At 67.1% G+C, this 24,034-nt stretch carries 27 protein-coding genes and 2 tRNA genes; 14 read left to right on the plus strand and 15 right to left on the minus strand.

Annotated elements, in window-relative coordinates:
* Positions 1–41 precede the first annotated feature (41 nt).
* The 5 genes from ACLML9_RS17250 to ACLML9_RS17270 form a co-directional block, all read right to left on the minus strand.
* Positions 42–734, minus strand: coding sequence for a hypothetical protein (locus ACLML9_RS17250; RefSeq protein WP_411946491.1), 693 nt, complete (start codon positions 732–734; stop codon positions 42–44).
* A gap of 150 nt (positions 735–884) precedes the next feature.
* The gene (locus tag ACLML9_RS17255) at positions 885–1,796 is read right to left on the minus strand and encodes a glycosyltransferase (RefSeq protein ID WP_051715048.1); all 912 of its coding nucleotides are present in this window, start codon (positions 1,794–1,796) and stop codon (positions 885–887) included.
* 398 nt (positions 1,797–2,194) lie between these two features.
* Positions 2,195–3,067 carry an ABC transporter ATP-binding protein gene (locus tag ACLML9_RS17260; protein WP_411946492.1) on the minus strand — a complete coding sequence of 291 codons (873 nt, stop codon included), beginning with the start codon at positions 3,065–3,067 and terminating at the stop codon, positions 2,195–2,197.
* A 13-nt stretch (positions 3,068–3,080) separates the two neighbouring features.
* Positions 3,081–3,935: an ABC transporter permease gene (locus ACLML9_RS17265; RefSeq protein WP_411946515.1), complete on the minus strand. Its 855-nt coding sequence runs from the start codon at positions 3,933–3,935 to the stop codon at positions 3,081–3,083.
* A gap of 219 nt (positions 3,936–4,154) precedes the next feature.
* Positions 4,155–4,745: a bacterial proteasome activator family protein gene (locus tag ACLML9_RS17270; protein ID WP_411946493.1), complete on the minus strand. Its 591-nt coding sequence runs from the start codon at positions 4,743–4,745 to the stop codon at positions 4,155–4,157.
* A gap of 114 nt (positions 4,746–4,859) precedes the next feature.
* Between ACLML9_RS17270 and ACLML9_RS17275 the strand changes: the two genes are divergently transcribed.
* Positions 4,860–6,062, plus strand: coding sequence for a cysteine desulfurase-like protein (locus ACLML9_RS17275; protein WP_411946494.1), 1,203 nt, complete (start codon positions 4,860–4,862; stop codon positions 6,060–6,062).
* 81 nt (positions 6,063–6,143) lie between these two features.
* On the opposite strand, the gene ACLML9_RS17280 is transcribed toward ACLML9_RS17275, so the two are convergent.
* Positions 6,144–7,145: an NAD(P)H-quinone oxidoreductase gene (locus tag ACLML9_RS17280; protein WP_411946495.1), complete on the minus strand. Its 1,002-nt coding sequence runs from the start codon at positions 7,143–7,145 to the stop codon at positions 6,144–6,146.
* A gap of 71 nt (positions 7,146–7,216) precedes the next feature.
* Here ACLML9_RS17280 and ACLML9_RS17285 point away from each other — a divergent pair, with 71 nt between their 5' ends.
* The 6 genes from ACLML9_RS17285 to ACLML9_RS17310 all read left to right on the plus strand — a co-directional run bounded on the left by ACLML9_RS17285 (position 7,217) and on the right by ACLML9_RS17310 (position 10,895).
* Positions 7,217–8,392 carry an alpha-hydroxy-acid oxidizing protein gene (locus ACLML9_RS17285; RefSeq protein ID WP_411946496.1) on the plus strand — a complete coding sequence of 392 codons (1,176 nt, stop codon included), beginning with the start codon at positions 7,217–7,219 and terminating at the stop codon, positions 8,390–8,392.
* Positions 8,393–8,468: 76 nt separating this feature from the next.
* A tRNA-Ser gene (locus ACLML9_RS17290) sits at positions 8,469–8,556 on the plus strand.
* Between the two features lie 186 nt (positions 8,557–8,742).
* The gene (locus ACLML9_RS17295) at positions 8,743–9,069 is read left to right on the plus strand and encodes a type VII secretion target (protein ID WP_411946497.1); all 327 of its coding nucleotides are present in this window, start codon (positions 8,743–8,745) and stop codon (positions 9,067–9,069) included.
* A complete protein-coding gene (locus ACLML9_RS17300; RefSeq protein WP_411946498.1) occupies positions 9,069–9,794 on the plus strand; it encodes a WXG100 family type VII secretion target in 726 nt (241 codons plus the stop codon). The genes ACLML9_RS17295 and ACLML9_RS17300 overlap by 1 nt, the downstream gene beginning before the upstream one ends.
* A 1-nt stretch (position 9,795) precedes the next feature.
* Complete coding sequence (locus ACLML9_RS17305; protein ID WP_411946499.1) at positions 9,796–10,299, plus strand: hypothetical protein; 504 nt, start codon at positions 9,796–9,798, stop codon at positions 10,297–10,299.
* 191 nt (positions 10,300–10,490) lie between these two features.
* Entirely contained in the window at positions 10,491–10,895 is a 405-nt protein-coding gene (locus ACLML9_RS17310) for a hypothetical protein (protein ID WP_411946500.1), read from the plus strand.
* 51 nt (positions 10,896–10,946) lie between these two features.
* Here ACLML9_RS17310 and ACLML9_RS17315 read toward each other — a convergent pair whose 3' ends face one another.
* Positions 10,947–11,960: a zeta toxin family protein gene (locus tag ACLML9_RS17315; protein ID WP_411946501.1), complete on the minus strand. Its 1,014-nt coding sequence runs from the start codon at positions 11,958–11,960 to the stop codon at positions 10,947–10,949.
* A gap of 247 nt (positions 11,961–12,207) precedes the next feature.
* On the opposite strand from ACLML9_RS17315, the gene ACLML9_RS17320 reads away from it, so the two are divergent.
* The gene (locus tag ACLML9_RS17320; RefSeq protein ID WP_411946502.1) at positions 12,208–12,822 is read left to right on the plus strand and encodes a putative glycolipid-binding domain-containing protein; all 615 of its coding nucleotides are present in this window, start codon (positions 12,208–12,210) and stop codon (positions 12,820–12,822) included.
* Positions 12,823–12,829: 7 nt separating this feature from the next.
* On the opposite strand, the gene ACLML9_RS17325 is transcribed toward ACLML9_RS17320, so the two are convergent.
* On the minus strand, positions 12,830–13,798 hold the full coding sequence (locus ACLML9_RS17325) for a prephenate dehydrogenase (RefSeq protein WP_411946503.1): 969 nt from the start codon (positions 13,796–13,798) through the stop codon (positions 12,830–12,832).
* 58 nt (positions 13,799–13,856) lie between these two features.
* Here ACLML9_RS17325 and ACLML9_RS17330 point away from each other — a divergent pair, with 58 nt between their 5' ends.
* The 3 genes from ACLML9_RS17330 (at position 13,857) to ACLML9_RS17340 (ending at position 15,047) form a co-directional block, all read left to right on the plus strand.
* On the plus strand, positions 13,857–14,396 hold the full coding sequence (locus ACLML9_RS17330; protein ID WP_411946504.1) for a tRNA adenosine deaminase-associated protein: 540 nt from the start codon (positions 13,857–13,859) through the stop codon (positions 14,394–14,396).
* Positions 14,397–14,424: 28 nt separating this feature from the next.
* Positions 14,425–14,859 (plus strand): nucleoside deaminase, encoded by a 435-nt coding sequence (locus ACLML9_RS17335; protein WP_411946516.1) that lies wholly within the window; start codon positions 14,425–14,427, stop codon positions 14,857–14,859.
* 100 nt (positions 14,860–14,959) lie between these two features.
* A tRNA-Ser gene (locus tag ACLML9_RS17340) sits at positions 14,960–15,047 on the plus strand.
* A gap of 32 nt (positions 15,048–15,079) precedes the next feature.
* Here ACLML9_RS17340 and ACLML9_RS17345 read toward each other — a convergent pair.
* Positions 15,080–15,886, minus strand: coding sequence for a ferredoxin reductase (locus ACLML9_RS17345; RefSeq protein ID WP_411946505.1), 807 nt, complete (start codon positions 15,884–15,886; stop codon positions 15,080–15,082).
* 174 nt (positions 15,887–16,060) lie between these two features.
* Here ACLML9_RS17345 and ACLML9_RS17350 point away from each other — a divergent pair, with 174 nt between their 5' ends.
* On the plus strand, positions 16,061–16,672 hold the full coding sequence (locus ACLML9_RS17350) for a TetR/AcrR family transcriptional regulator (protein WP_411946506.1): 612 nt from the start codon (positions 16,061–16,063) through the stop codon (positions 16,670–16,672).
* Between the two features lie 66 nt (positions 16,673–16,738).
* Complete coding sequence (locus ACLML9_RS17355; RefSeq protein ID WP_411946507.1) at positions 16,739–17,275, plus strand: bleomycin resistance protein; 537 nt, start codon at positions 16,739–16,741, stop codon at positions 17,273–17,275.
* 224 nt (positions 17,276–17,499) lie between these two features.
* Here the strand turns inward: ACLML9_RS17355 and ACLML9_RS17360 are convergent, their stop codons facing one another.
* From ACLML9_RS17360 to ACLML9_RS17375, 4 genes are all read right to left on the minus strand, one after another.
* Entirely contained in the window at positions 17,500–18,807 is a 1,308-nt protein-coding gene (locus tag ACLML9_RS17360) for an APC family permease (protein ID WP_411946508.1), read from the minus strand.
* A 108-nt stretch (positions 18,808–18,915) separates the two neighbouring features.
* Positions 18,916–19,221 (minus strand): hypothetical protein, encoded by a 306-nt coding sequence (locus tag ACLML9_RS17365; RefSeq protein ID WP_411946509.1) that lies wholly within the window; start codon positions 19,219–19,221, stop codon positions 18,916–18,918.
* 143 nt (positions 19,222–19,364) lie between these two features.
* On the minus strand, positions 19,365–19,556 hold the full coding sequence (locus ACLML9_RS17370; RefSeq protein ID WP_411946510.1) for a hypothetical protein: 192 nt from the start codon (positions 19,554–19,556) through the stop codon (positions 19,365–19,367).
* 101 nt (positions 19,557–19,657) lie between these two features.
* Positions 19,658–19,942 (minus strand): hypothetical protein, encoded by a 285-nt coding sequence (locus ACLML9_RS17375; protein ID WP_411946511.1) that lies wholly within the window; start codon positions 19,940–19,942, stop codon positions 19,658–19,660.
* A 177-nt stretch (positions 19,943–20,119) separates the two neighbouring features.
* Between ACLML9_RS17375 and ACLML9_RS17380 the strand changes: the two genes are divergently transcribed.
* Entirely contained in the window at positions 20,120–21,331 is a 1,212-nt protein-coding gene (locus ACLML9_RS17380; RefSeq protein ID WP_411946512.1) for a helix-turn-helix domain-containing protein, read from the plus strand.
* On the opposite strand, the gene ACLML9_RS17385 is transcribed toward ACLML9_RS17380, so the two are convergent.
* The gene (locus ACLML9_RS17385) at positions 21,332–21,637 is read right to left on the minus strand and encodes a putative quinol monooxygenase (protein ID WP_411946513.1); all 306 of its coding nucleotides are present in this window, start codon (positions 21,635–21,637) and stop codon (positions 21,332–21,334) included.
* Between the two features lie 584 nt (positions 21,638–22,221).
* On the minus strand, positions 22,222–23,535 hold the full coding sequence (locus tag ACLML9_RS17390) for a PIN-like domain-containing protein (RefSeq protein WP_411946514.1): 1,314 nt from the start codon (positions 23,533–23,535) through the stop codon (positions 22,222–22,224).
* Positions 23,536–24,034 lie beyond the last annotated feature (499 nt).

Consider the following 24,034-nt stretch of genomic DNA (forward strand, 5'->3'; position numbering starts at 1 on the left):
ATGCGGCGGGGCCCAGGGGACCCGCCGCATGCGGACATCCCTCACATCGTGGCGATCATCAGGATGTTCAGTAGGAAGATCAGGGCGACGAACGCCCAGATCACGTACATGACCACCATGCCGGGGGTCTTTTGCGGAACCGGGCCGATCGCTCCGTTGAGGAAGATGAGCGCTGGTGTCCGGTAGTAGTACCGGACCGCCTGCCCGGGCTGCACGGACACCGCGACATCGGCGGGACCCATATCGAACAGCCACGGCGTGGCGACCCGCACGTGGTACTGGCCGGCGCCGACCGGAATATGGTTGGCGCCCCACCGGGTGTTCGGCACCCGCTGCCCGTTCACCGTGATCTTGGGTTTGGTGATCGCGAGCAGGAACGCTATCGGGGTGTAGGAGCAGTCCACCGTGATCCCCGGCGGGTCGTTGGGCGCCGCCTGGGCCGGCTGGCCGTAGGGCCCGGGCTGCCCGCCCGAACCGAACTGGGCCGGGGGCTGCCCGGGCGGCTGCGCGTACGGGCCGCCGGCGTACTGCGGCTGGGCGGGAGGCTGACCGTAGCCCTGCGGCGGCTGTCCGGGCGGCGGGGCACCCCACGGCTGCGGCCCGCCCGGTGGCCCCCCTGGATACTGTGGCTGCCCACCCTGGTTCGGTGCCGGCGGCGCGAACTGTTGTTGCGGCGGCGGGAACTGGCCGGGTGCGGGCTGGCCCTGTGGCGGCTGACCGCCGGGGTAACTCATCGATCTCCTCCCGAATCATGCAGATTGCCAGCCGAACTTACCCGGCGTGGAGGAAACTCTCGCATCGGCCGTCAACCCTGGTTGTCCGGTGGGGCGTCTACGGGCGCCCGCGGACCGGTGGGCGCTGCCGGAGCGAAGGCGGAGGTACGCCTAGTCCGGTTTCTGGAACTGCTCGTTGCGGCCGAGGCTGCGCAGATGGAACCACTCGCGCAACCCCGCCGGGTCGCGGCGGGTCACCAGGAAGAACCAGGAGAACCGGATCCATTCCTGGGGCAGCAGCTTTCGCATACCCGGCTGGGACATGAGATAGCCCCGGTTGCGGTAGGTGAAATACCGCTTCACCGGATCGTCCGGGTACTGGGTGTGCATCCGACCACCGAGAATCGGCTTGAACTCGGCCGCGCCGTTGGGGTGCAGGTACGCGGTTTGCAGGCAGGTTCCGAAGGGTAATCCGGAGCGGACCAGCCGCCGGTGCACCTCGACCTCGTCGCCGCGCACGAACAGCCGCAGATCCGGTACGCCGATCACATCCACCGCCTGCGCGGAAATCAGGGCGCCGTTGAACAGCGAAGCGATGCCGGGCAGGAAGTCCTCCCCGCCCAGTTCGGACCGCAACCGCCGCCACACCACGCCGCGGCGCAGCGGAAACGCCAGCCGGTCCGGTTCGTCGATATCGCAGACGACCGGCGAGACCTCCACCAGTTCGTGGCGCCGCGCGCAGTCGAACAAGGTCGCCAGGACCTCGGGGCCCTCGGGCCGGCCGTCGTCGTCGGCCAGCCAGACCCAGTCGGCGCCCAGGCTCAGCGCGTGCAGCATGCCCAGCGCGAAACCGCCCGCTCCGCCCAGATTGTGCGCCGAGCCCAGATAGGTGGTCTCGATGGGCTGATCCGCCACCAGTTCGGCCACTTCGGCTTCGTTGCCGTTGTCGATCACGATCAGGTGGTCGACGGCGCGCGATTGCGTCGCGACCGCTTTCAGCGATTCGGCGAGCAGATCGCGGCGCTTGTGCGTGACCACTACGGCCACGATCTTGGCGTCCGGTCCGTACTCGACCTCCGGCAGCACCGCGGCGGCCGGGTCGTGCTCCCGCGCGGGACCCGGAGCCGAACGCCGGGGGCCGCCGCGCCCACCGATGACGGGCGAGGCCTCCGCGTGATCGCGCTTCTCCTGCGCTTCCGATACCGGCTCGTCGGTTGCCGGCGCGGGGGCTACGTCGTCGCGTTCGTCTTTCGCCTCCGGCGCCGACTCGCTGCTGCCGTGTCCGCCGGGCGCTACCGGCTCACGCTGTGCTTCCGCCTGGGAGGAGCCGGGCTCGCTCGTGCTTTCTTCGGGCACTGCCGAGGGCTCTGCGTGGTCACGCGCCGCTTCCGCCCCGGAGCCGGGCTCGCTCGCGCTCTCTTCGGGCACCGGCGAGGGCTCTACGGGGTCACGCGTCGCTTCCGCCTCCGGGCGGGACTCGCTCATGCTGTGTTGTTCTCCAGTTCTCGTTCACCGTCGGCCGACTGCGGTGCTGGTTCGTCGTCGGCACGATCGGACTTCTCGGCCTCGATCTCCCGCAGGACCGCCGCCACATGATTACCCGCATCCGGGCCCTCGTAGGCCCGCACGACCTCTTCGATCCCGCCGCGCAACCGGATCTGGCCGTGATCGATCCACAGTGCGGTATCGCAGAGCTGGGCCAGGAACTCGTTGGAATGGCTGGCGAAGACCAGGATGCCCGAACGGGCGACCAACTCCTGCAACCGGATCCGCGCCTTCTTCATGAACTCCGCGTCGACCGCGCCGATCCCCTCGTCGAGCAGCAGGATCTCCGGGTCGATGGAAGTCACCACGCCCATCGCCAGACGCACCCGCATACCGGTCGAATAGGTGCGCAGCGGCATGGACAGATATTCGCCGAGTTCGGTGAAATCGGCGATCTCGTCGATCTTGGCCATCATCTGCTTGCGGGTCTGCCCCAGGAACAGGCCGCGGATGATGATGTTCTCATAGCCGGAGATCTCCGGGTCCATCCCGACGCCCAGATCGAACACCGGCGCGACCCGGCCCCGGATCCGCGCGCTACCGCGCGAAGGCTCGTAGATACCGGACAGCAGCCGCAGCAGCGTCGACTTGCCCGCGCCGTTGTGGCCGACCAAACCCACCCGGTCGCCCTCTTTGAGCGACAGGTTGATATCGCGCAGTGCCTCGACCACCACGACATCGGATTGGTTGCGGCCGATCGAACCGCCCGCCTTACCCAGGAACGCTTTTTTCAGCGACCGGGATTTCGCGTCGAAGATCGGGAACTCCACCCACGCGTTGCGGGTTTCGATACTCACGTGATCACTCATGATCGCCTGACTCCTAAACCCAGTAGGGCACGCGCGAACGGTACTTCTTCAGGGCGATCGCGGCGGCGATCCAGCCCACCACGGTGATGGCGCCGACGATTGCCCAGTGGTAGAGCTTCTGGTCGTCGCCGAGCAGCGGTGCGCGCACGATCTCCAGATAGTGGTAGGTGGGCACCACTTCGGCCAGCCGGGCCCGTTCCGCGACCTGACCGCCCTGCTCGTGCAGGCTCTTGGTATTCCACATCACCGGGGTCAGCACGAACAGCATCAGCGTCATACTGCCCAGGATCGGCGCGATATCGCGGTAGCGGGTGCTGAAGATACCGAACAGCACCGAAACCCACATCGCGTTGAGGAACAGCAGCACCAGCGCCGGTATCGCGAAGACCACGGTCCAGTGCAGATCGCGCCAGACACCGAAAAGGGCCAGCACCACGAAGTAGATTGCCGCGTTGTGCGCGAAGAACAGCATCTGCCGCCACACCAGCCGGTAGACGTGCACGCTCAGCGCGGACGGCAGCTGTTTGATCAAGCCCTCGTTGGCGACGAACACCTCCGACCCCTCGAGGATCGAGGCGTTGATGACGTTCCACACGATCAGGCCGACCGCCACATAGGGCAGATACTCGGTCAGCGGCTGACCGAGCAGCGCGGCGTACAGGATGCCGATGGCGGTGGCCTGCACGCCGGTGGCGATGGTGATCCAGAACGGACCCAGCACCGACCGCCGGTAGCGCTGTTTGATGTCCTGCCAGCCCAGCGAGAGCCATAGTTCGCGTTGCCGGAACCCGTCGCGGATATCGCGCCAGGCCCGCGACCAGGACTGCGAATCCGAATCGATGGGATCCGCGGCGGTCACCTCGGTGATATCGGAGACGGCGGTATCGGCGCCGGCGACCGGGGTCTGCTCGGAACTCACGGGCTTCTCATCTGCGGCGGGGTCGTGGTCGGGTCGCACCGGGCTCTCGTCGGTGCTCTCCGGATTGTCAGGGTTTACCAGGTCGGAGCGAGCGGAAGCTGCAGGCACGGTGCACGACACTACCTCGGTCGGCGAGTCGCGGTACCGGCCGGTTATATACCACCGCGTTCAGAGGTATTGCCCGGTGCCTCCGATGGACTGGCCCGGCTGCACGCCGCGACCCTCGGCGGTATGGATACCCGGAGGCAGGGCCCCCTGGCGCATCTGCTCGAGCTGCGCCCGCGCGGCCATCTGCTGGGCGAACAGCGCCGTCTGGATGCCGTGGAACAGACCTTCCAGCCAGCCCACCAGCTGCGCCTGGGCGATACGGAGTTCCGCGTCCGAGGGGACGGCGTCCTCGCCGAACGGCAGGGCCAGCCGTTCCAGTTCTTCGCGCAGTTCCGGCGCCAGACCCTGCTCCAGCTCCCGGATGGAGGATTTGTGGATCTCGGCCAGCCGGGTCCGGCTGGCGTCGTCGAGCGGAGCCGCCCGTACCTCCTCGAGCAGTTGTTTGATCATGGTGCCGATCCGCATGACCTTGGCCGGTTGCTCGACCATATCGGCCAGTGATTCGGAGGCGCCGCGCTCGGCGCCCTCCTGCTCGGGCACCTCCCGGCCGGGGTAGGACGCGCTCGCCGCGGCGCCCGCGGGCAGCACCAGCGGACGGCCCTCGGGACCGATCACGACAACGGGATCCGATGCGTCATCCGATTGCGTCATGGTCTCCATCATGTCGTGTTCGCGCCGAACGCGCTAAAGCCGGTGGTGGTGGCGCGGGTTGCAGACCCCGGACCAGGGTTACCGGAATATGGGCCCTGCCTTAAAGTGACCTGCATGACTTACGACGTCGCGCGGGTCCGGGGACTGATCCCCTCCGTGGCCGACGGCTGGATCAACCTGGCTCCGCAGGCGGGCATGCTTGTTCCGGATTCTGTCTCGCGCGCGGTGTCCATCGGTTTCCGCTCGTCGTCGTTCTCCCACCTCGGCCGTCACGGCGCCGCCAAACGCAGCGCCGATATGCTGCACGACGCCCGAGTGGCCGTCGCGGACCTGGTCGGCGCGGACCCCAGCGGGGTCGTGCTGGGTCCGGACCGCGCCGTCCTGCTGGCCTGGCTCGCCGAATCCCTGAGTTCCCGGCTGGGCCTGGGCACCGGAATCGTGCTGTCCCGGCTGGACGACGAGGCGAACGTGGCGCCGTGGCTGCGGATCGCCAACCGCTACGGCGCCCATGTGCGCTGGGCCGAGGTGGAGATCGAGACCTGCGAGATGCCGGCCTGGCAGTTCGAGGAGCTCATCGGGCCCACCGCCCGGCTGGTCGCGCTCACGGCCGCCTCGCCGATCGTGGGTTCGGCGCCCTCGGTGCGGGTCGCGGCCGAACGGGTACACGAGGTCGGTGGCCTGCTGGTCGCGGACGCGGTCGGCGCCGCACCGTACGCGCTGATCGGTATCGATGACCTGAACGCCGATGTGGTCGCGTTGAGCGCGCCGAGCTGGGGCGGTCCGCAGGTCGGCGCGCTCGTCTTCCGGGACCCGGCGTTCCTGGACCGGATCCCATCCATGTCGTTGAATCCTTACGCCAAGGGCCCCGAGCGGCTCGAGGTCGGCGGACACCAGTATGCGCTGCTGGCCGGCCTCACCACCTCGATCGACTATCTGGCCGGCCTGGACGAACGGGCCCGCGGCACCCGCCGGGAACGGCTGGAACTGTCGATCAGCTCGCTGCAGGACTACCACGACCAGCTGTTCGACCATCTGATGAGCACCCTGGAGAAGATCGGCGGGCTCACCGTGATCGGCCGGGCCTCCACCCGGATCCCGACGGTCAGTTTCACCATCGACGGTATGCAGGCGGAGAAGATCGCCGCCGAACTGGCGGACAAGCGCATCAATGTGCTGGCGGGCTCGCACGGCGGCAGCCGGTTACTGGACGCGCTGGGTGTGAACGACGAGGGCGGCGCGGTGACCATAGGTCTCGCGCCGTACACGACTCGCCGGGAGATCGATCAGTTCGGCCGGGCCCTGGCCGCGCTCGGCTGACCGGCCGCGCGCGCTTTCTCTCGGACACGCGCGCAGGCCTTCCGGGGCCGGGCCGCGCGTCCGTCGGTCCGGCCGACTCGATCAGTCGTTGCCGATCCGGAGGATCACCTTGCCGAACGTGTCGTGTTCGTCGAGCAGTGCGTGCGCCCGGGCCGCCTCGGCCACCGGGACCTCCGCGTGGATCACCGGCACGACCGCGCCCGTCTCCAGCAGCGGCCAGACGTGGGCCCGTACCTCGGCGATGATGTCGGCCTTGCTGCCGCGGCCGGTGGCCGGGCGGTCGCGCAGTTTGATCGCGCGCACCGTCCCGCGTTTGGCCATGAGTTCGCCCAGGTTCAGCTCGGCGTTCACCCCGCCCTGCATACCGATCACCAGTATCTGCCCGTCCAGGGCCAGCGCGGCCACATTGCGCCCGAGGTAGGCGGCGCCCATGTTGTCGAGGATGATGTCCGCGCCCGGTCCGCCCAATCCCTGCTCGGCCCGGATCAGATCGACGAAATCGTGTTCTCGATAGTTGATGAGCACGCTCGCGCCCAGTTCCGCGCAGCGCGCCAATTTCGCGGCCGATCCGGCCGTCACCGCAACTCGGGCGCCCAGCCGGTCCGCCACCTGGATGGCGTGGGTGCCGATACCGCTGCCGCCGCCGTGGATCAGCAGCAACTGCCCGGAGTGCAGGCCGGCGGTCAGCACCAGATTCGACCAGACCGTCGCCGCGACCTCGGGCAGTGCCGCGGCCGCCGCCAGATCCAGGCCGTCCGGCACCGGTAGCACCTGGCCGGCCGGAACCGCCACTTTCTCGGCGTACCCGCCGCCGGACAGCAGCGCGCACACCCGGTCGCCGGCCGACCGGTCCCGGACACCCTCGCCGACGGCCGCGATCACCCCCGAGCATTCGAGTCCGGGCACGGCCGTGGTGCCCGGCGGGGGCGCGTACAGGCCGCGCCGCTGCAGGAGGTCGGCCCGGTTGACCCCGGCCGCCACCACGTCGATCAGTACCTCGCCGTGCCCGGGTACCGGGTCCGGGGCGTCGGACCACTCCATCACCTCGGGGCCGCCGAATCCGTTCAAGTTGATCGCACGCACGGGACCCATACTGCATCAGAAATTGCCGAGAGGGTGCCCGCGACTGGCCGGACACGGCTACCGTGAGCGCCGTGAGCAGCTTCATCGACTTCCAGAACGAGATCTACCTCCAGGGAATGGGCGGGACGGTCCCGGAACTGCCGATGACCGCGGACGGTTTCGCGGACCGGGCCCGGGAGTTGCTCGACGCACGCGCCTACGCCTACGTGGCCGGTAGCGCCTCCACCGAACGCACGGTCGTGGCCAACACCTCCGCGTTCGATCGATACCGGATCGTGCCGCGCATGCTCTGCGGGACCAGCGGCCCGGGCGCGCGCGACACCGCGGTCGAGGTACTCGGCACCAAACTCGCCGCCCCGGTGCTGACCTCGCCGGTCGGGGTGCTGGAACTGCTGCACGAGAAGGGCGAGGTGGTGGTGGCCCGGGCCGCGAAGGAACTGGGCGTCGGGACGGTCCTGTCCACCGCGTCCTCCGCGACCATCGAGGAGGTGGGTGAGGTCGCGGGCGACTGGTGGTATCAGCTGTACTGGCCCGCCGACGACGAGCTGGCGCGTTCGTTCGTGGAGCGCGCGCAACGGGCCGGTGCGAAGGCGATCGTGGTCACCGTGGACACTCCCTCGCTCGGCTGGCGGCCGCGGGATCTCGAACTGGGACATCTGCCTTTCCTGCTGGGCAAAGGTATCGCCAACTATCTGTCCGACCCGGTCTTCCGGGCGAAGCTGTCCGCGCCGCCGGAGGAGAGCGAGGACGCGCTGCGGATGGCGATCCTCACCTGGGCCGGCCTGTTCGGTAACCACGCGCTGCGCCCCGCCGACCTGGCCAAGTTGCGGGAATGGACCGATCTGCCGATCGCGGTCAAGGGTGTCCTGCATCCCGACGATGCCCGGCTGTTGGTCGACGCCGGCGCGGACGCGGTGTGGGTGAGCAACCACGGCGGCCGGCAGATCGATAATTCGATCGCCGCGCTGGACGCGCTCGGCGCGGTGGTCGGCGCGGTCGGGGACCGGGCCGATGTGCTGTTCGACTCCGGTGTCCGCTCCGGATCGGACGTGCTGGTCGCACTCGCACTCGGCGCCAAAGCCGTGGGTTACGGCCGGCCCTGGGCGTATGCCCTCGGTATCGCCGGCAGCGCGGGGGTGCGTCACGCACTGCGTCTGCTGCTCGCCGATTTCGATTCCGCCATGGGACTTTCCGGTTGCGCCGATCTCTCCGGCATCACCCGCGACCTGCTCGCCGTGCCCCGGTGACCGCGCGGCCGGCCACCGGGTGACCGGTGGTCGGCTTTGGGTCGCTCCCGGTCACATCGGTTACCATCGAGGCCTTGGAGACGTGGCAGAGCGGCCGAATGCACTCGCCTTGAAAGCGAGAGTCGTGAGAGCGACCGGGGGTTCAAATCCCTCCGTCTCCGCCAGCATCGGCAGATCCGTCCCTGTCCGGCGCCCGGCTTCGGCCCGCCGTCGCATGGGGCCGCCCGCGGGAGGAACCCGGGGATCGCACGGCGAGGCCGGCGAATGAGCGGTTGTCACACCCGTCCGGCTGTGTAAGGGTTTGCCGATGCACAGCGCGGTGTGGGAGCGCCGCGGGAGGGAGGGGTCGAATGCCGGAAGAACTCGATGTCGATCCGGACAAAGTCGACAAATTTTCGGCGAGTCTGCAAAAGCTGGCGGACGAGAACGCGAGCGCCACGGCCTACATCGACAAATGGTTGGCGGTCGACAACACGGTGTGGGGCGATGGCGGACTCATCCGCCTCGGACTGAGTGCCATCAGCGAGGCCCACGCGCGATTGAAGCCGAACTACGAGACATTGGGGCGGCTGTCCGCAGCCGCCGCGGCCGAACTGGCCGCGGTCGCCCAGATGTACCGGACCACGGACCGCGCGAATGCCGCGGCCCTGGATCGCACGTACGAGGCCGGTAAGTGATGGCCGGCGCACCTGTCGAGAAGCTGGCCGAGCCCGCGCTCGAAGATCCCATGAACGACAAGTTCGAGTTTCTCGTGACCTCCAACGAGATCTCACCGACGTATTGGGCATGTACCTGGCTGAAGAACGTTGTCGGCGTGGATCCGGTGGAGTGGTTCTCGCAGAAGATCGCCGGCGATTGGGAAGCGCTGCAGCAAGCGGGTGTGGCTGTCGAGAATCTCGCGGCCTACAACACGAGTTTCGCCGCCGAGGTCGAGAACGCGGCCAAGGCGGTCGACCCCACCTGGGACGGCAACGCGGCCTCGAACGCGCAAACGTACTTCGCCGAGTTGGCGACCGCGATCGCGGGTCAGGTCGATGCCTTGAACGCTGTCGCCGACGAGATCAAGAACTACGCGAACGCCGCGTACTACGGCGCGAAGACGATCGGCGACTCGGTACAGACGCTCCTGGATATCGGCGCGATCGCGATCATCGAATGGGCTGCGGTCAAGGTTTCCGCGGCCACCGGCGTCGGGGTCGTCGCCACTGCGGCGCTGGTCGCCGCCGCCACCCTGACCACCCTCCGGGCAATCGCGGAATTCAACATGATGGTCTCGAAACTATCCGCCCTCTATATCGGTCTCGAGGGGACGGCCGGGCTCATCTACGCGGGCCTGGGTGCGATCCAATCCGGCGACCTGCCCACACTGCCGCAGAACTCCTACGACCATCCAGGGGCATGAAGTGAGTTCACCCGAGCCGGTACACGACCTCGCGCGCGGCGATCTCGGGGTCTCGCGCCAGCTCTCGAAGGCACTCCAGGTCATCATGGCGGGTACAAGCGACCCGAGGCTGAAAGACCAGATCCGTGCCATCCTCGACGGCCGGGCCAGCGCCCGGGCATTGATGCACAGCGACGCATTCAACGTAGTTCTCGATCAGACCATGCCCGCGGCGATGCAGCAGTTCGCGGAGATGCCCGAGGAAGAACGGCAGCGGCTCGCGGCACAGGGCGAGCGACAGCTCGACCAGCTCCGCGATCAGCCGTCGGCGTGGTCTGCCCCGGACCGGTCGGCCGAGCCGTCGCCGTCGCAACAACCACCGGCTCCGCAACCGCTCACGTCCCCGGCGGGGAGCGCGCCGCCGGGGGGCCGCAAGTCCTACCGCGATCAGGTCGTCACCCCCGACGAACCCGATGAGGATGACCTCTACTTCCGTGATCGCTGGAAGAACGGCTGGCTGCAGTGAGCGGGCGGGAAAAAGTGCTGTTCGAGACGGAGTTGGACCCGGATCGTGTCCCGCTTCTCACGACGGCGCCACTGAACCTGAAACTTGCCGAGATCATGCCCGACGTGTGCAGCGAACATGGCCTACCTGCGGTGGAGCGCCGTTCTTTCGCAGTGAATTCCATGGGTCGGCCGGGTTCGGAGATTCCGACGATGCGGGTTTTCCTCCGCTCGATCAGGCCGCTGTGGAAGCCTCAGGAGAACTACGGGGTACAGGCCTGCCTCCGCTTCGAATACCCGGCCTGCGAATACTGCATGGACGAGGTCCGTCGGTTCCGGCGGATCGCGCTGCTGATGCTGTCGATCGTCGTGGTGACGATCGGGGCGCTGGTGGCGGCGACTCTTTTCCGGGTCGAGCAGCTCTATGTGCCGCTGGGCTTCGCCGCCGTGCCCGGATGTTTCCCCATTGCCACGGCTGTCGGCCTGATCTCCTGGATGCGGTCCGGCTACTTCGCGGATGTCTGGTTGACCGATTCGACAGAGCAGTTGATCGTGTCGGCCCATCCGGACTTCGTCACCGCGGTCGATCGGCTTCGAGCGGAGTCCCGGGACCGATGAAGTGGTGCCGTGTTCTCCGCAGCATGGTGGCCGGTACTCGAGGTGTCCGGGTCAGGTCCGGATCGCCTCGTCCACCAGTTTCATCTCGTTCCACAGCCGGTGCCAGTCCGCATCCCGTCCCGGCTGCCCGGCGTACGCCTGCGTGAGCGTCTCCAGGAACTTCTGCGTTTTCGCGGAGTAGGCGTATTCCTCGGCCGGCGTGCGTGGGCGGCCCCGCTCCGCCGCCAGGACCCGGCCGCCTTCCGGCGGCTCGGACCATTCACCCGTCGCCACCCGATGGTTCTCGTACAGCAAGCCGAAGCGGGAGCGCACCCTGATCTCGTCGACGGCCACCGGTGGGTGCGGCGATTCGAGCAGGCGTAACAGCTCGGCCGAGCCGTCGAAACAGGCGTCCTGCGCACGGACGGGCACGTATCGGCCGGTGCCGTCGCGCAGGCGCTCGCCGAGGAAGCGGGTGAGCACCGACGCCCCGCTCTCCTCGCGCGATACCGCTACGGCTTCGACGGCCGAGTGGTACTCGTGCCTCTGGAAGCGATCGATGACCCCCGCCGCCCGTGCCGGGTTGCCCGCCCCCTCTTCGAGGACGGCGTTCCGGCGGCCCGCGATCACATGGTCGATGGCCATATCGAGCCATCGTTCCGCCATCGGGTAGAGGTGATCACCGGCCGTGAAATCGTCGAGCGCCCGGAGTTCGGCGAACATCGGGTGGTACCGCATGTAGTCGTCGGCGATCAGCGGGACCGCGCCACCGCGGTCGCGGAAGGACGCGACGATGGCCCTTATGGCCGTGGACTTTCCGGCACCCGGCTGGGCCAGCGCGACGACCAGCCGGGGCCGCCCTGCCGCGGCCGTGGCACGACCCGGGATATCCAGCTGTTCGGGAATGATTCTCGTCTCGAAGATGCGGCGCATATCGTGATCGGACAACGCGAAGCGAAGGGCGCCCTTGCGCAGTTGATCCGCGAATTCGTGTCCGGATCGGCTCAGTTCACCGCTCGCGGTGTAGATCGCGTTGCCGATCCGTCGGACTCCCCGCGCCGCGACCGTCGGCACCGGGGATCGCAAGCACTCCCCATCAACCCACAGGATGTGATCCTGTCAGATTCTCGCCGGTGGGCATTGCACGGTGGCACCCGACCGCCGGCCCGGTGACGTGCCGGAGCGGCTGTCCACGCACTCGCCGGGAGAGCAACCGGGTGCGGGTCCCGCGTACCCGCTCGCTACCTGCGTCACAGGGGGTAGGCCGGGGCCGGCGGCGCGGAACACGGCCCGTATGAGCGCTGTGGGCGCCGGTGTTGCGTACGGTGGACACGTGACGCAATCGAGCGACGTAACCCCCGGTCCGGCGGCGCCGCCGGCCGCCGGGCGGTGGCCCGCGGTTCTCACCTGGCGTGCGCACGACGGCTCGCGGATGGAATCGGTTCGTGTAACGCTCAACGGCAACCGGATCCGCGCCAGCGGCCGCATCATCGGCAGCGGTTGCGGCGAGCACACCGCGTTCAGCGCCTCCTATGACCTGGTCACCGACGAGAACGGGGCGACCAGGCGGCTGTCGATGAGCAGCACCACCGCTGCCGGGGAGCGGCACGCGTCCCTGGCCCGCGACGAGGAGAACTACTGGCTCGTCGACGCCACCGGCACCCGTATCCGGTCCATGTTCGGCGGCGCCCTGGACGCGGATGTGGTGCTCAGCCCGTTCTTCAACACCCTGCCCATCCGGCGGTTCGACCTGCAGCACGCCATGGAGGATGTGCAGGTCCCGGTGGTCTATGTCCGGTTGCCGGAGCTGACGGTGCAGGAGGCCGATCTCACCTACAGCAGCGCGGGAGACGGGATCAGCGTTCTCTCGCCGGTGTCCAGCGCGACCCTCACCGTCGATCCCGACGGTTTCGTCGTGGACTACCCGGGCCTGGCCGAGCGGGTCTGAGGACGGGTCAATCGCCGGCCGGAGCCGCCGCGAGGTGGGTGACGACCCCGCCCGCCCGGCCCGCTTCCTGCAGTTTCTCCAGCCAACCCGCCGTGCCCGGGAAGATCTCGGTGATCTCCCAGCGTTCGGCCGTTTCGTAGCGCTGCCGGGCGGCGTGACCGGCCGCGGTCAGGTCGGCGAGGGAGGTCTGCGCGCTCAGGGACTCCCGCGCCTCACCCAGCGCGGTCAGCGTCTCGTCCAGTACCGCCAGCAGCGCCTCGGAATTGGGTTCGCAGATCGCCCGCACCAGATCGGGTGCGGTGCCCGCGACCCGTGTGCCGTCCCGGAACGACCCCGCCGCCAATCCGAGCGCGAGGTCCCCGCCGCGTGCCCCGGCCACTGCCAGCGCCTCGGCGAACACATGCGGTAGATGGGAGATCCGGGCCACGGCGCGGTCGTGTTCGGAGGCGGTCACGGGGACGGCCACCGCACCGCAGTCCAGGGCCAGCCGCGTGACACGCGTCCAGACGTCCGCGTCGGTGCCCGGGTCCACCCCGACCGCCCACGCCGCGTCGCGGAACAGTTCCGCATCGGTTGCCTGCCAGCCCGATTCGGCGGTGCCCGCCATCGGGTGCCCGCCGACGTAGCGGGCTTCGAGCCCGTACCGCCGCACCGCTGCCGCGACAGGGGACTTCACACTCACCACATCGGTCAGCGCGCACCCCGGCGCGTATTCGGCGATCGCGTCGAGCATCGTGTTCACCGCCGGCATCGGCACCGCCACCACGATCAGGGCATCGGCCTCGGCGGCCCGGCGCAATACCGCGGCGAGATCGTCGCCGACATCGAAACCCGAGGTCCGGGCCGCCGCCACGCCCGGCGCCGAGCGGTTGTATCCCCAGCACGTCCGACCGGCCGCGGTCGCCGCACGCAGCAGCGAGCCGCCGATCAAACCCGTTCCGAGAACGCAGAGCGCCGTATGGTCGTCAGCAGTCACCGGAACAGATTCGCATACGACTTCATCTAACGGCCCCGGGCCGACTACCGTTGCGCCCATGGCAGCACAGCGCGCGGGCACGAACAAGGCGGCGTCGGATGATTACGACGACGTGGAAGGGTTCGCGGTGGCCGTTGTCCGGGAAGACGGTACGTGGCGGTGCACTCCGCTGAGCTCGGCCGCGCTCACCACCCTGTCGGCCGCGGAGAACGAGTTGAAGGCGCTGCGTTCCTCCGGCGCGGTTTTCGGGCTCCTGGATATCGACGACGAATTCTTCATCGTGGTCCGGCCCGCCCCGAGCGGCACCCGGCTGCTGATGTCGGACGCGACCGCGGCGATCGACTACGACATCGCCGCCGATGTCCTGGAGGAACTCCATATCGAGATCCCCGATATCGACCCCGACGAACTCGACGATGTCGAACCGTGGGAGGAAGGCGACCTCGCCATCCTGGCCGATCTCGGCCTGCCCGAACCGGTGCTCAGTGTGATCCTCGCCGAGACCGATCTCTATCCCGACGAACAGCTCACGATGATCGCCCAGCGGCTGGGCTTCGCGTCGGAGTTCTCCGCGGTGCTCGACAAACTGCCCCGCTGAGGTGAGCGTTCCGCTCGCCGATATCGAGATGGTGCGCACGGCCCTCGCCGTCGCCGCCACCGCCGACCCGCGGGACGTTCCCGTGGGCGCGGTGGTGTTCGACGACCAGGGCCGGGAGCTGGCCCGTGCCACCAATGCGCGTGAGGCCTCCGGCGACCCCACCGCGCACGCCGAGGTCTTGGCCCTGCGCCGCGCGGCCGCGGTCCACGGCGACGGCTGGCGGCTCACCGGCACCACTCTCGCGGTGACCCTGGAGCCGTGCACCATGTGCGCCGGCGCGCTGGTGGCGGCCCGGGTGGATCGGCTGCTGTTCGGGGCGTGGGAGCCGAAGACGGGGGCGGTCGGTTCGCTGTGGGACGTGGTCCGCGACCGGCGCCTCAACCATCGTCCCCAGGTGCGCGGCGGGATCCTGGAGACCGAATGCGCGGCGATTCTCGACGACTTCTTCCGGACTCAGCGCTGAAGCTTCCTCGGGCATGTTCCCGTGCGGGTGGGCGCCGTGGAAGTTCGCAGGTCGAGCCCCCGATTTAGGGATACGGGGCTATTCCGGTATTGTTGCGGGCGGTGGCGTGTCCGAGCGGCCTAAGGAGCACGCCTCGAAAGCGTGTGAGGGGTAACCCCCCTCCGAGGGTTCAAATCCCTCCGCCACCGCTTCGGCCCCTTACCTGTGGTGAGGGGCTTTTTCAATGGAAGGGCCGGGCGGGCACCGCTTCGGACGCCGGGGCCGCCCGCGTCGCCGAGCAGCGTTCGAGATGCAGTGTGCAGGTGGGGTTCACCCGCGGCAGGGCGCGCGCGGCGGCTTCCTGCATGGGAGTGGGACCGCAGACATAAACGGCCGCATGCGGGTTCGCGCGGGCGAGGATCTCCTCCATATCCGGAGTCCCGAACTCGTCGTCCGGCCGGATGACCGCGCCGGGGACCCGGCCGAGGAAGGGCATCGACTCCCGGCTGCGCCCGATGTAGACGAGGTTGCCGCGCCGGCCGGCCGCCTGGGCCATGGGGAGGATGGGGGTGATCCCCATACCGCCGGCGACGAACAGGTACTCCTCCGCGTCGATGAACGGGAAGGTGTGCCGTGGGCCGTGGACTCGCAGTGCGTCACCGCTGCGAAGGCTTTCGTGGATTTCGATCGAGCCGCCGTTGCCGTGCGGCATGAGCCGGACGGCGATGCGGTAGGCGGACCGGTCGCGGGGATCGCCGCACAGCGAGTACTGGCGGCGGCGCCCGGACGGTAGGGACAGTTCCAGGTGGGCGCCCGGTAACCAGGCGGGTAACGGATTGCCGTCGGGATCCACCAGGATCACCGTCACCACATCGACGGCCTTGCGCCGGATCGCGGCGACCACGAGTCTGCGGTTGAATCCACTGTGCCAAAGCACCTTCGAGTGCGGCAGCAACGAGGCGGGCCGGTGGGCGACGAATATCGATCGGCAGACGTCCACGGCCGTGCCGATCATCTGGAAACCGCGCGCCGGTACCTGGGTGCCCATCAGTTGGCTCTCGATAGTCGTGATGTACGACGCACCAGGGTGAAACAAGCGGCTGCTCGGCTGGTCTGCACCATTCGGCGAATCTACATCGCAACATAATTAATAGCAATGTTGCAATATTGCGAGTGCCCGATAGGTGTTTGCGCTCATGCGGTACTTGCTAGCGTTAACTGCATGTCCGCCGCGTATACATCGTCACCCGGACTGCAGGACGGTATCGAGGCTCGCATTCTGGACGCGGCGTTGATCAGATTCAGCGAGTTCGGCGTCAAGAAGACGACCATCGAAGACATCGCCAGGCAGGCCGGTGTCGACCGCGTCACCATATATCGCCGGGTCGGTTCCCGCGACGATGTAGTGCAGGCGGTCGTGAGCCGAGAGGTAGCCGCGGTCCTCATCGAGGTCGACGCCATCTCCACCCGGCACACCACCCTGGCCGACCTGGTCGCCGATATATTTGTGACAGTCGTCACACAATGGCGGGATCATCCGCTGGTCAAGCGCATGCTGACCGTCGAGCCCGAACGCATTCTGGAAAAACTGACCGTGGAGGGCGGTCCGGTCTTCGCCATGTCGGTGGCGGCCGCCCATACCGCCCTGTGCCGCGCCGCCGACGCCGGGCTGTTCACCGAACCCGCCGATCTGCTGACCCGCGCGGAAGTGGCGTGCCGGCTGGTGCACTCGTTCATCCTCTGCCCGTCGGGCCTGGTGCCCTTGGAATCCGACGAGCAGCTCGACGAATTCGCCCGCGCCTACGTGGTTCCCATCGTGGCCTCCGGGCAGTGAGGACCGAGCCGCCGGGTGGCGATGCAGAGGACAGCAACTGACCGCAACGGATGCCATGCTCGCGCCATGACCACTCCACCGCTGATCAGTCCCGTGTCCGAGCTCGGCAACGGTTACGGCAGCCTCAACGCATTCGCCGCGGTCAAGGGGCCCGGTGGCGCCCGGGCCTTCATCGAATTCCTGGGCGCGGTGTTCGACGGAACGGAGACTCCGCAGGCGCACGCCGTCGATACCGACGGCCTGCTCATCCACGCGGAGGTGCGGATCGGCGATTCGTGCCTGATGGTGGTGGACTCCAAACCGGACTGGGTGTTCACTCCCGCTCTGCTCCAGGTCAATGTGTCCCACTGCGACGAGATACTGCGCCGGGCCACGGCGCGGGGCGCGCGGATCATCACCGAGACCACGCCTTTCTACGGCGCCTCCTCCCTCGCCCGCTTCATCGATCCGTGGCGCAATGTGTGGTGGCTGTTCGGGCCCGCGATCGAGAACGCGCCGGAACCGACCTGGGACCCGGACGCGGCGACGGAAGAGTCCGAGATCCACGCGACGATCTGCCGGGCCATGCGGGAATTGTCCGCGCCGGCGGGCTCGGCGCCGTAGTTCCCCGCGACGGCGGGTTCCGGCCGGTGCCCGCAGCGGCACTGTCACGGTTCCGGCGCGAACACACGGTGAACGTGTCCTTCCCGGCGGTGCCGGGCACCCGGCGGTGGGGTTTCCGGCCGGCGCGGCCGAGGGGTTCACGGCCGATCGCCTCGCGGCCGGGAGCCGGACCAGGCCCAGCGGAATCAGCCGGCGGAGCAGGCGGGCCTCGTGCCGGATCGCCGTCAGGAGGCAGCGCCCTTGCCGGACGACCGTTGTCGCGCCCGGGCCCGAACCACGTAGATCGCCACTCCTACCGCGGTAGCCGCCACCCCGGAAGCCACTGCCGTCCAAGGCAGGGTGAAGGCCAGTACGAGGCATCCGAACAGGCCGAGGACCGGGATCACGCGCGGTGGCCGGTTCTCGGCCGCGGTCAGCGTCCGGGCCGAGGCGTTGGCGACGGCGTAGTACAGGAGCACACCGAAGGAGGAGAACCCGATGGCCGAACGCACATCGGCGGTCGCGGCCACCACCGCCACGACCACCCCGACGCCGATCTCCGCGCGGTGCGGCACCCCGAACCGGGGATGCACCGCCGAGAACGCTCGGGGCAGATATCGATCGCGTGCCATGGCCAGCGCGGTGCGCGAAACCCCCAGGGTCAAGGCGAGGAGCGAACCGAGTGCCGCCGCGGCCGCCCCGGCGCGGACCACGGGTTCGAGCCAGGTCACGCCGGTGGCGTGCACGGTCTGCGAGAGGGGCGCGGTCGCCTCCGCCAGCTGTCGGGGACCCAGTACGACCAGCGCGGCCATCGCGACCACTGTGTAGACGGCCAGGGTGATCGCCAGCGCGAGTGGGATCGCCCGCGGGATCGTGCGTGCCGGATCGCGTACTTCCTCTGCCAGGGTGGCGATGCGCGCGTACCCCGCGAACGCGAAGAACAGCAGTCCCGCGGACTGGAGAATCCCGCCGAAGGACACCTCGTCGTCGAACGCGAGGCGCCCCGTATCGGTGTGCCCGGTGGTGAAGGCGGCCACCACCACAGCGGCCAGCACGCCCAGCACGGCGCCTACCACGATGCGGGTCAGCTCGGCCGACTTCTCCACGCCGCGGTAGTTGACCGCGGTCATCGTCACCACGGCGGCGACAGCGACGGCATGCGCCCGCTCCGGCCACACATAGGCGCCCACGGTCAGCGCCATCGCCGCGCACGAGGCAGTTTTGCCGACCACGAAACTCCAGCCCGCCAGAAACCCCCAGAACTCCCCGAGCCGCGCCCGGCCGTACACATAGGAGCCGCCGGAAACCGGATACCGCGCCGCCAGCCGAGCCGACGAGGTGGCGTTGCAGTAGGCGATCACCGCCGCCACCACCAGCCCGGCCGGCAGCCCGGCCCCGGCCGCGCGCGCGGCCGGTCCGAGCGCGGCGAAGATCCCCGCACCGATCATCGAGCCCAGACCGATCACCACCGCATCGGCGAGGCCGAGCCGCCTGCGCAGCCCGCCGGGACCACCCTCCGGCGGGCGGTCCGGGTTGGACGATCGCTCGGCCACAAACTTCTCCTGGCAGCACGCCGAGCCGGCAGCTCGGACAATCGACGGGCCGATTCGCAACCTATGCCCCGACCGGCGCCTTCGCTACTCGACCGGACGTCGGTGCGTTCAGTCGATGCCGGCGCGATACCGGGTGACCGCTTCCTCGATCTGCCTGCCGTCACCGGAGCTATCCCGCTCGACGGCCCGGAGCACGTCCGCGATATTGGCCATGCGCCGCTCGACCTGCGCGCGGTAATTCTCGATATCGGGTTCGTCGTAGCGGGCGATCGCCGACAGGACCTCGTCGAGTTCCGTCGCCACATCGGCCGCGCCCAGCTCGACCAGGCGGTCGCGCACAGCGGCCAGATCGTCGCTCCGGCCGCGCAACTCCTCGGGCCCCAATTCGGACAGACACTTGTCGCCGCCGCTCATTTCTGCATCCTCCAGCTCCGGGTCGTCGTGGTTCGGTCCTCGCCGCCGGTATAACCACTTTCTCGCTTCGCTATCTCCCCGGGCTCTCGGCAGACCGGCAAAGCGGTGATTGCCGGCACAACGTGCGTCCTGATCATGGGCCACTATTGATCGACCACGCCGGCCATGGTCACAAGCCTCGCGAGCGTGACCACAAGCTGCCACGAGCGATCTCTCCGGATCTCGTCTTCGGTGAGGTGCGGAACTCTGACTGTCTCGGCGTCGGATTCCAGCATGTGGTGAACAGCGATGAGCGCTGTGAGCTGCGGGGCGGTGTCCGTGACGACCGTGTACACGATGTCTAGGCCATGCTCCTGCGCCAGCCGGTCGATAACGCCACTGTCGCAATCGGTCCGGCGCAGTACAAGTGCTCTCCGCTTCCCGGATATCGGCCGGCTCACGGGCGCGCCCGGGCCGCGAACTCCGCCGCAGTTTCGAAGCGGGGGCAGCGGTGCTCGGCGTGGGTCGCCATCACCTGATGTGCGTGTGCGTATCCGCGGATCGGGGCCTGTGACCGGCAATGGGTTGTGGGCTGGTCCAGGCTGCGCAGGCCATCGGCGATCTGCCGCAGAACCTTCGGGTCGTCGGTGACCCAGGTTTTTCCCGCCTGCAGGAGTTTCAATGTCGCGGCCATGGCCCGGTTCTTCGGTGCTCGGAAGGGAAGGGCTGGGATCTCTGCCATTCGGAGACCTCGGTTCGTTGTGGAGGGGTGTGGATGGGGGCGTTCTGCTTCCTCGGTGACCGAGTCGCCCCGCTCGAGCGGAGCAACTGTCGTATCGGGACTGTGCCCGTGCGCTCGGTGCCGGAGTACGAAGCTTTTTCGTACCCCGGAGCCACCCGGCGGCGGTTTACTGGAACGGTGACGGAAAAGACCGACGATGCCGTGGGCTCGCGCGTCGCCCAGGCTCGAAAGCTGGCCGGTATGACGCAGAGAGAACTCGCTGCGCGAGCGAATGTGTCGATCGGTCTCATTCGCTCGGTGGAGCAGAAGCGAGTGCCTGCTACAGCTGCGTTCCTGGGCGCGGTCTCCAAAGCTCTTCGGGTCGGAGTTGCCGACCTCACCGGGCAACCGTTTCGCCCCGAGCTCGGGCACGACGCCGAAATGCACGCGGCCATCTCCGGGCTGCGTACCGAACTCGCGGCCTACGACATCGACAATCACGCAGTGCCGGAGGTGCGGCCCTTTGAGCAGTTGCGGGAAGCAGTCGCTCGAATCTGTATCTTCCGCCGGAACGCGTCATTCCATCGCTTGGGCGAGGAACTTCTGCCGCTGATGGGGGAGCTTCGGGCGGCGGTGCATCGAAGTGCCGGTCACGAGCGAGAGCAGGCGGCAGCTCTTCTGTGCGAGTTGTACTACTCAGCGCACAGTCTTGCGCACAAGCTGGGTTATACCGACCTTGCCGGTACCGCGGTCGACCGCCTGACGTGGTCTGCGGCGACGTCCGGCGACTCGCTGTGGATCGCTGCGGCCCAATTCCAGCGTGCGGCCATTCTGACCGCAGGGGGCGACTGGACTGCGGCGATGTGTTTTCTGGAGAACTGCCGGGCCGATATCGAATTCCGGCTCGGTACCGCCACCCGCAAGGACCTCATCGCGTGGGGGGGTCTCCACCTCCAGTCGGGCTTGGCCGCGTCCCGTTCCGGGAAGCGCGATCTCGCCGATGAACACCTGGCCGAAGCCCGCGAGGCCGCGCGACGGTTGGGGGATGACCGCGATCGAATACTGTCGTTCGGCCCGACCAACGTAGCTATCTGGTCGGTTGCTTTGTCGGTAGAAGCCATGGATGCGGTGACAGCTCTGAGCCGAGCGCATACGGTCGTGATCCCGGCGACGACACCGAAGGAGCGGTCCGGACATCACTACATCGATCTCTCGCGGGCATTCCTTCTTCAGGGCGACCGTGGGCGGGCGCTGGAGTCGCTGTATACCGCGAAAAGGATCGCGCCCGCCCAGACCCGGTACAACCCGATGGTCCGCGAAACGGTACGTGCTCTGGCTCGCGCCGAAGCCCGCCGGGGCGATGCCGTGCACGGGCTGGCCGTGTGGTGCGGGATCGCTGACCGGCTGTGATCAGGGCAGGCCCTTGGCGGTGGCCGGGGTCAGGAACTCGACCCGGAAATCGGCCACGTAGTCGGCGCGCCGATCGAGGAAGCGGCGGGTGTGGGGCTGACGCTCGTGTTCCTCGAACGCTTCGCGGTCCTGGTAGACCTCGTAGAAGACGCGGGCGAGTGGGGCATCCGTCACGGTGTGGGTGGCGTAGACGAGGGTGCCGGGTTCGGACTCGGTGATGCCCTCGGTGGTCTCCGCCACCAACCGGTCGAATGCTTCGGCGGCATCGGCATCCTTCAGGTTGAACCTCACCACGAGCGCGAACATCGACCCTCCAATACACCGAACTGCACGGAGGGCCAGTGTCGCACGCGTTCACATCCGCGGCCCGGTGCGCGTCTTTACTCGATCGGCTCGACAACTACCGACGGCCCGGCATTCGATCGTGTGTTCCAGGGTGGAGCCTGTCGCTGACGACTAGTTACAACTCGCGGGCTGAAGCCGCAGTATCAATATCCACGCATCGGCCTGGAAATGACGATCTTTCAGGGCCGACAGGATTTTGAACTCGTAACCTTCTGATCCGTTCTGGCGTACGTAGCTGTCTGCGGAAGCCTGCCATTGCTGTTGTGTATCAACAGTTTACGGCTCGCCGCTCCGTTGCGGGGTTCGCTTCGGTCCGGGCTTGTACGCGGACGTTTGTACGGGGAAAGTAAGGGGGCATCGAGTGGTGTTGCCGTCGATGATCTTGTTGAGTGCTGTATTGACTCTCGCAGCCAAGCGAGGAGTGACGACCGCGCCGTGATCGCCCAGGTGGCCATAGGTGATGCGTCGTCGCTCCTCATGCCTGTGCATAGCGGGTTAGAGCTCCAGTTTTCTGCTAAACGTTAATTGCGTAAATGATGACTATGTCAGATTGTATAGTCTTTTATTTTTATCTTGCGGCCTTCCTCGAGAAAATGCTCGACAGCAGCACGAAGCCCGCTCGTCTGATCGGAGGTGTATTCGACTGCAATAGCCACACAGTTGGATCGCCTCCACCGGGCGATCTTATTTCCTCGAAGATTATTGGAGACGGCTATAACGCCCGGCGATGGGCTGTCGGAGAATTGAACCAGTTCTATCAATTCTTCGGGGTATAGAGCTGCGCGCGTTGGCCGCACGGCAACCTCGGCAAATACTTTTCCGTCGCTCACCAATACGAAACTTATGCCATCATTTCGTGCGTGACTACCGGGCATGATCTCTACATTTGGAAAGTGCTCCAAGAGGCAATCGAAGACTGAATCAATATATTTAAATGAGGGGTTTGGCGCTTCGGCTACTGGAGCGAAAATAGTAGCGTCAACTTGCTCGATCGTGGCCTCATCGACACGAATGGAGAGAAATCTATCTACTGATCGAAGAAATCCGGTAAGCGTCGTCTGATGGTAGCAATCTGCACTTCTGGCCATCATTTCCTCCCGCAATTCCGGGCGAGGGCCTAGCACCTTTCCATCTGGGCCATGCTGATACCAGTCCTCCTTCTCATCGTTGGTCACGAATACCATAGGTCGACCGCTCGAAGTGGCGTGGTCCAGCAGCTCGCACCAGATCAAATAGTCACCTTCCGGATTGGGCTTCTTATTAGGCCCCTCCGCATCTTTGTATCCGGGAGGAACTCTTCGTTCATACCTCTTCCGGCTTTCGGCCGTGCGGGATCCGATAACGGAAGCATCTGGTTTAGCGCCGACCGAAGCCCCGGAGCTGAATATCCGGTCTAAGGCAGCCCGAATTGGATCGTTCTCGCTGCTGGCGATGTCGAACCCGATGACATGCTTGCGTCCAAGTTCTTCCAGTTGGCCCGAGAGCTGTTTGACTACCGTCTCCAGAGTGTCTATTGGTTCCTTGCGAACCTCTGGGTCTGAGATATTGACTTCGAATTTACTTCTTATTTGTCGTCCATGCTTTTCAACTTCTTCGATCAGATCCGCATATACGCGACTCTGGTCGTATGCGTTTTTAAGCCTGTTCTTTTGGTATTCAAGTCCCACTTGGTATGGGAGCCAAATCCTAGGCTTAATATCATCGTTCTCCAGCACTTTTAGTACTTGGTTTCGCTGCTGCTCACCTAGCCGGTAGAGATGGTGAAGAATGTTGGTATCTAAAGCGACCGTGCCATTCTTGAAAGCGTGTTGCAGAGACTTCTCATCCGGGGGATACCACTGCGGGTATGCATCGCGCATTACTCAACTTAAGCACAACCCCTTGGCTGATGTGCCCTCTTTTCTGGAGGAGTGCTGTTTGGGCCTGCTGAGTGGTGGTCTGCGCATACAGGGGGCTGGCTTCCCTGCCTGCCCCATAGGGCCTGTCTTTCTCGCGTAGAGGCTCCGGGGGCAAGGGTGGCGAAGGCCATCAGCGCAGCTGACGCCCTTGGGCGCCCTTGACGGTGGAGGGGCGCGGGAACACAATGCAGGCCACCAGTCAGCAGGGCCACGCGGCCGGAGGTCGCGCACACCCCACGTCGAGAACTGGTCGATCAATGCGTTCGGCAACTCGGTGGGACGGGACCCCGGCCAGTCATCCCGTGCGTTGCCGGCCGCTTCGTGCTCGGGCTGCGGGAGAGCAAGTCGGGTACCGCTCTCGTCGTGCCCGCACTTCTCGGTTATTGAAAATCAACCATGTCGGATCGGTGGCTATGGCGCCAGCCGCGCCGCTGTCGGCCGACGCGCCGCGCTGGCCAAG

The sequence above is a fragment of the Nocardia sp. NPDC002869 genome, assembly GCF_046764065.1.
In the GTDB taxonomy this organism is placed as follows: Bacteria; Actinomycetota; Actinomycetes; order Mycobacteriales; family Mycobacteriaceae; genus Nocardia; species Nocardia rhamnosiphila.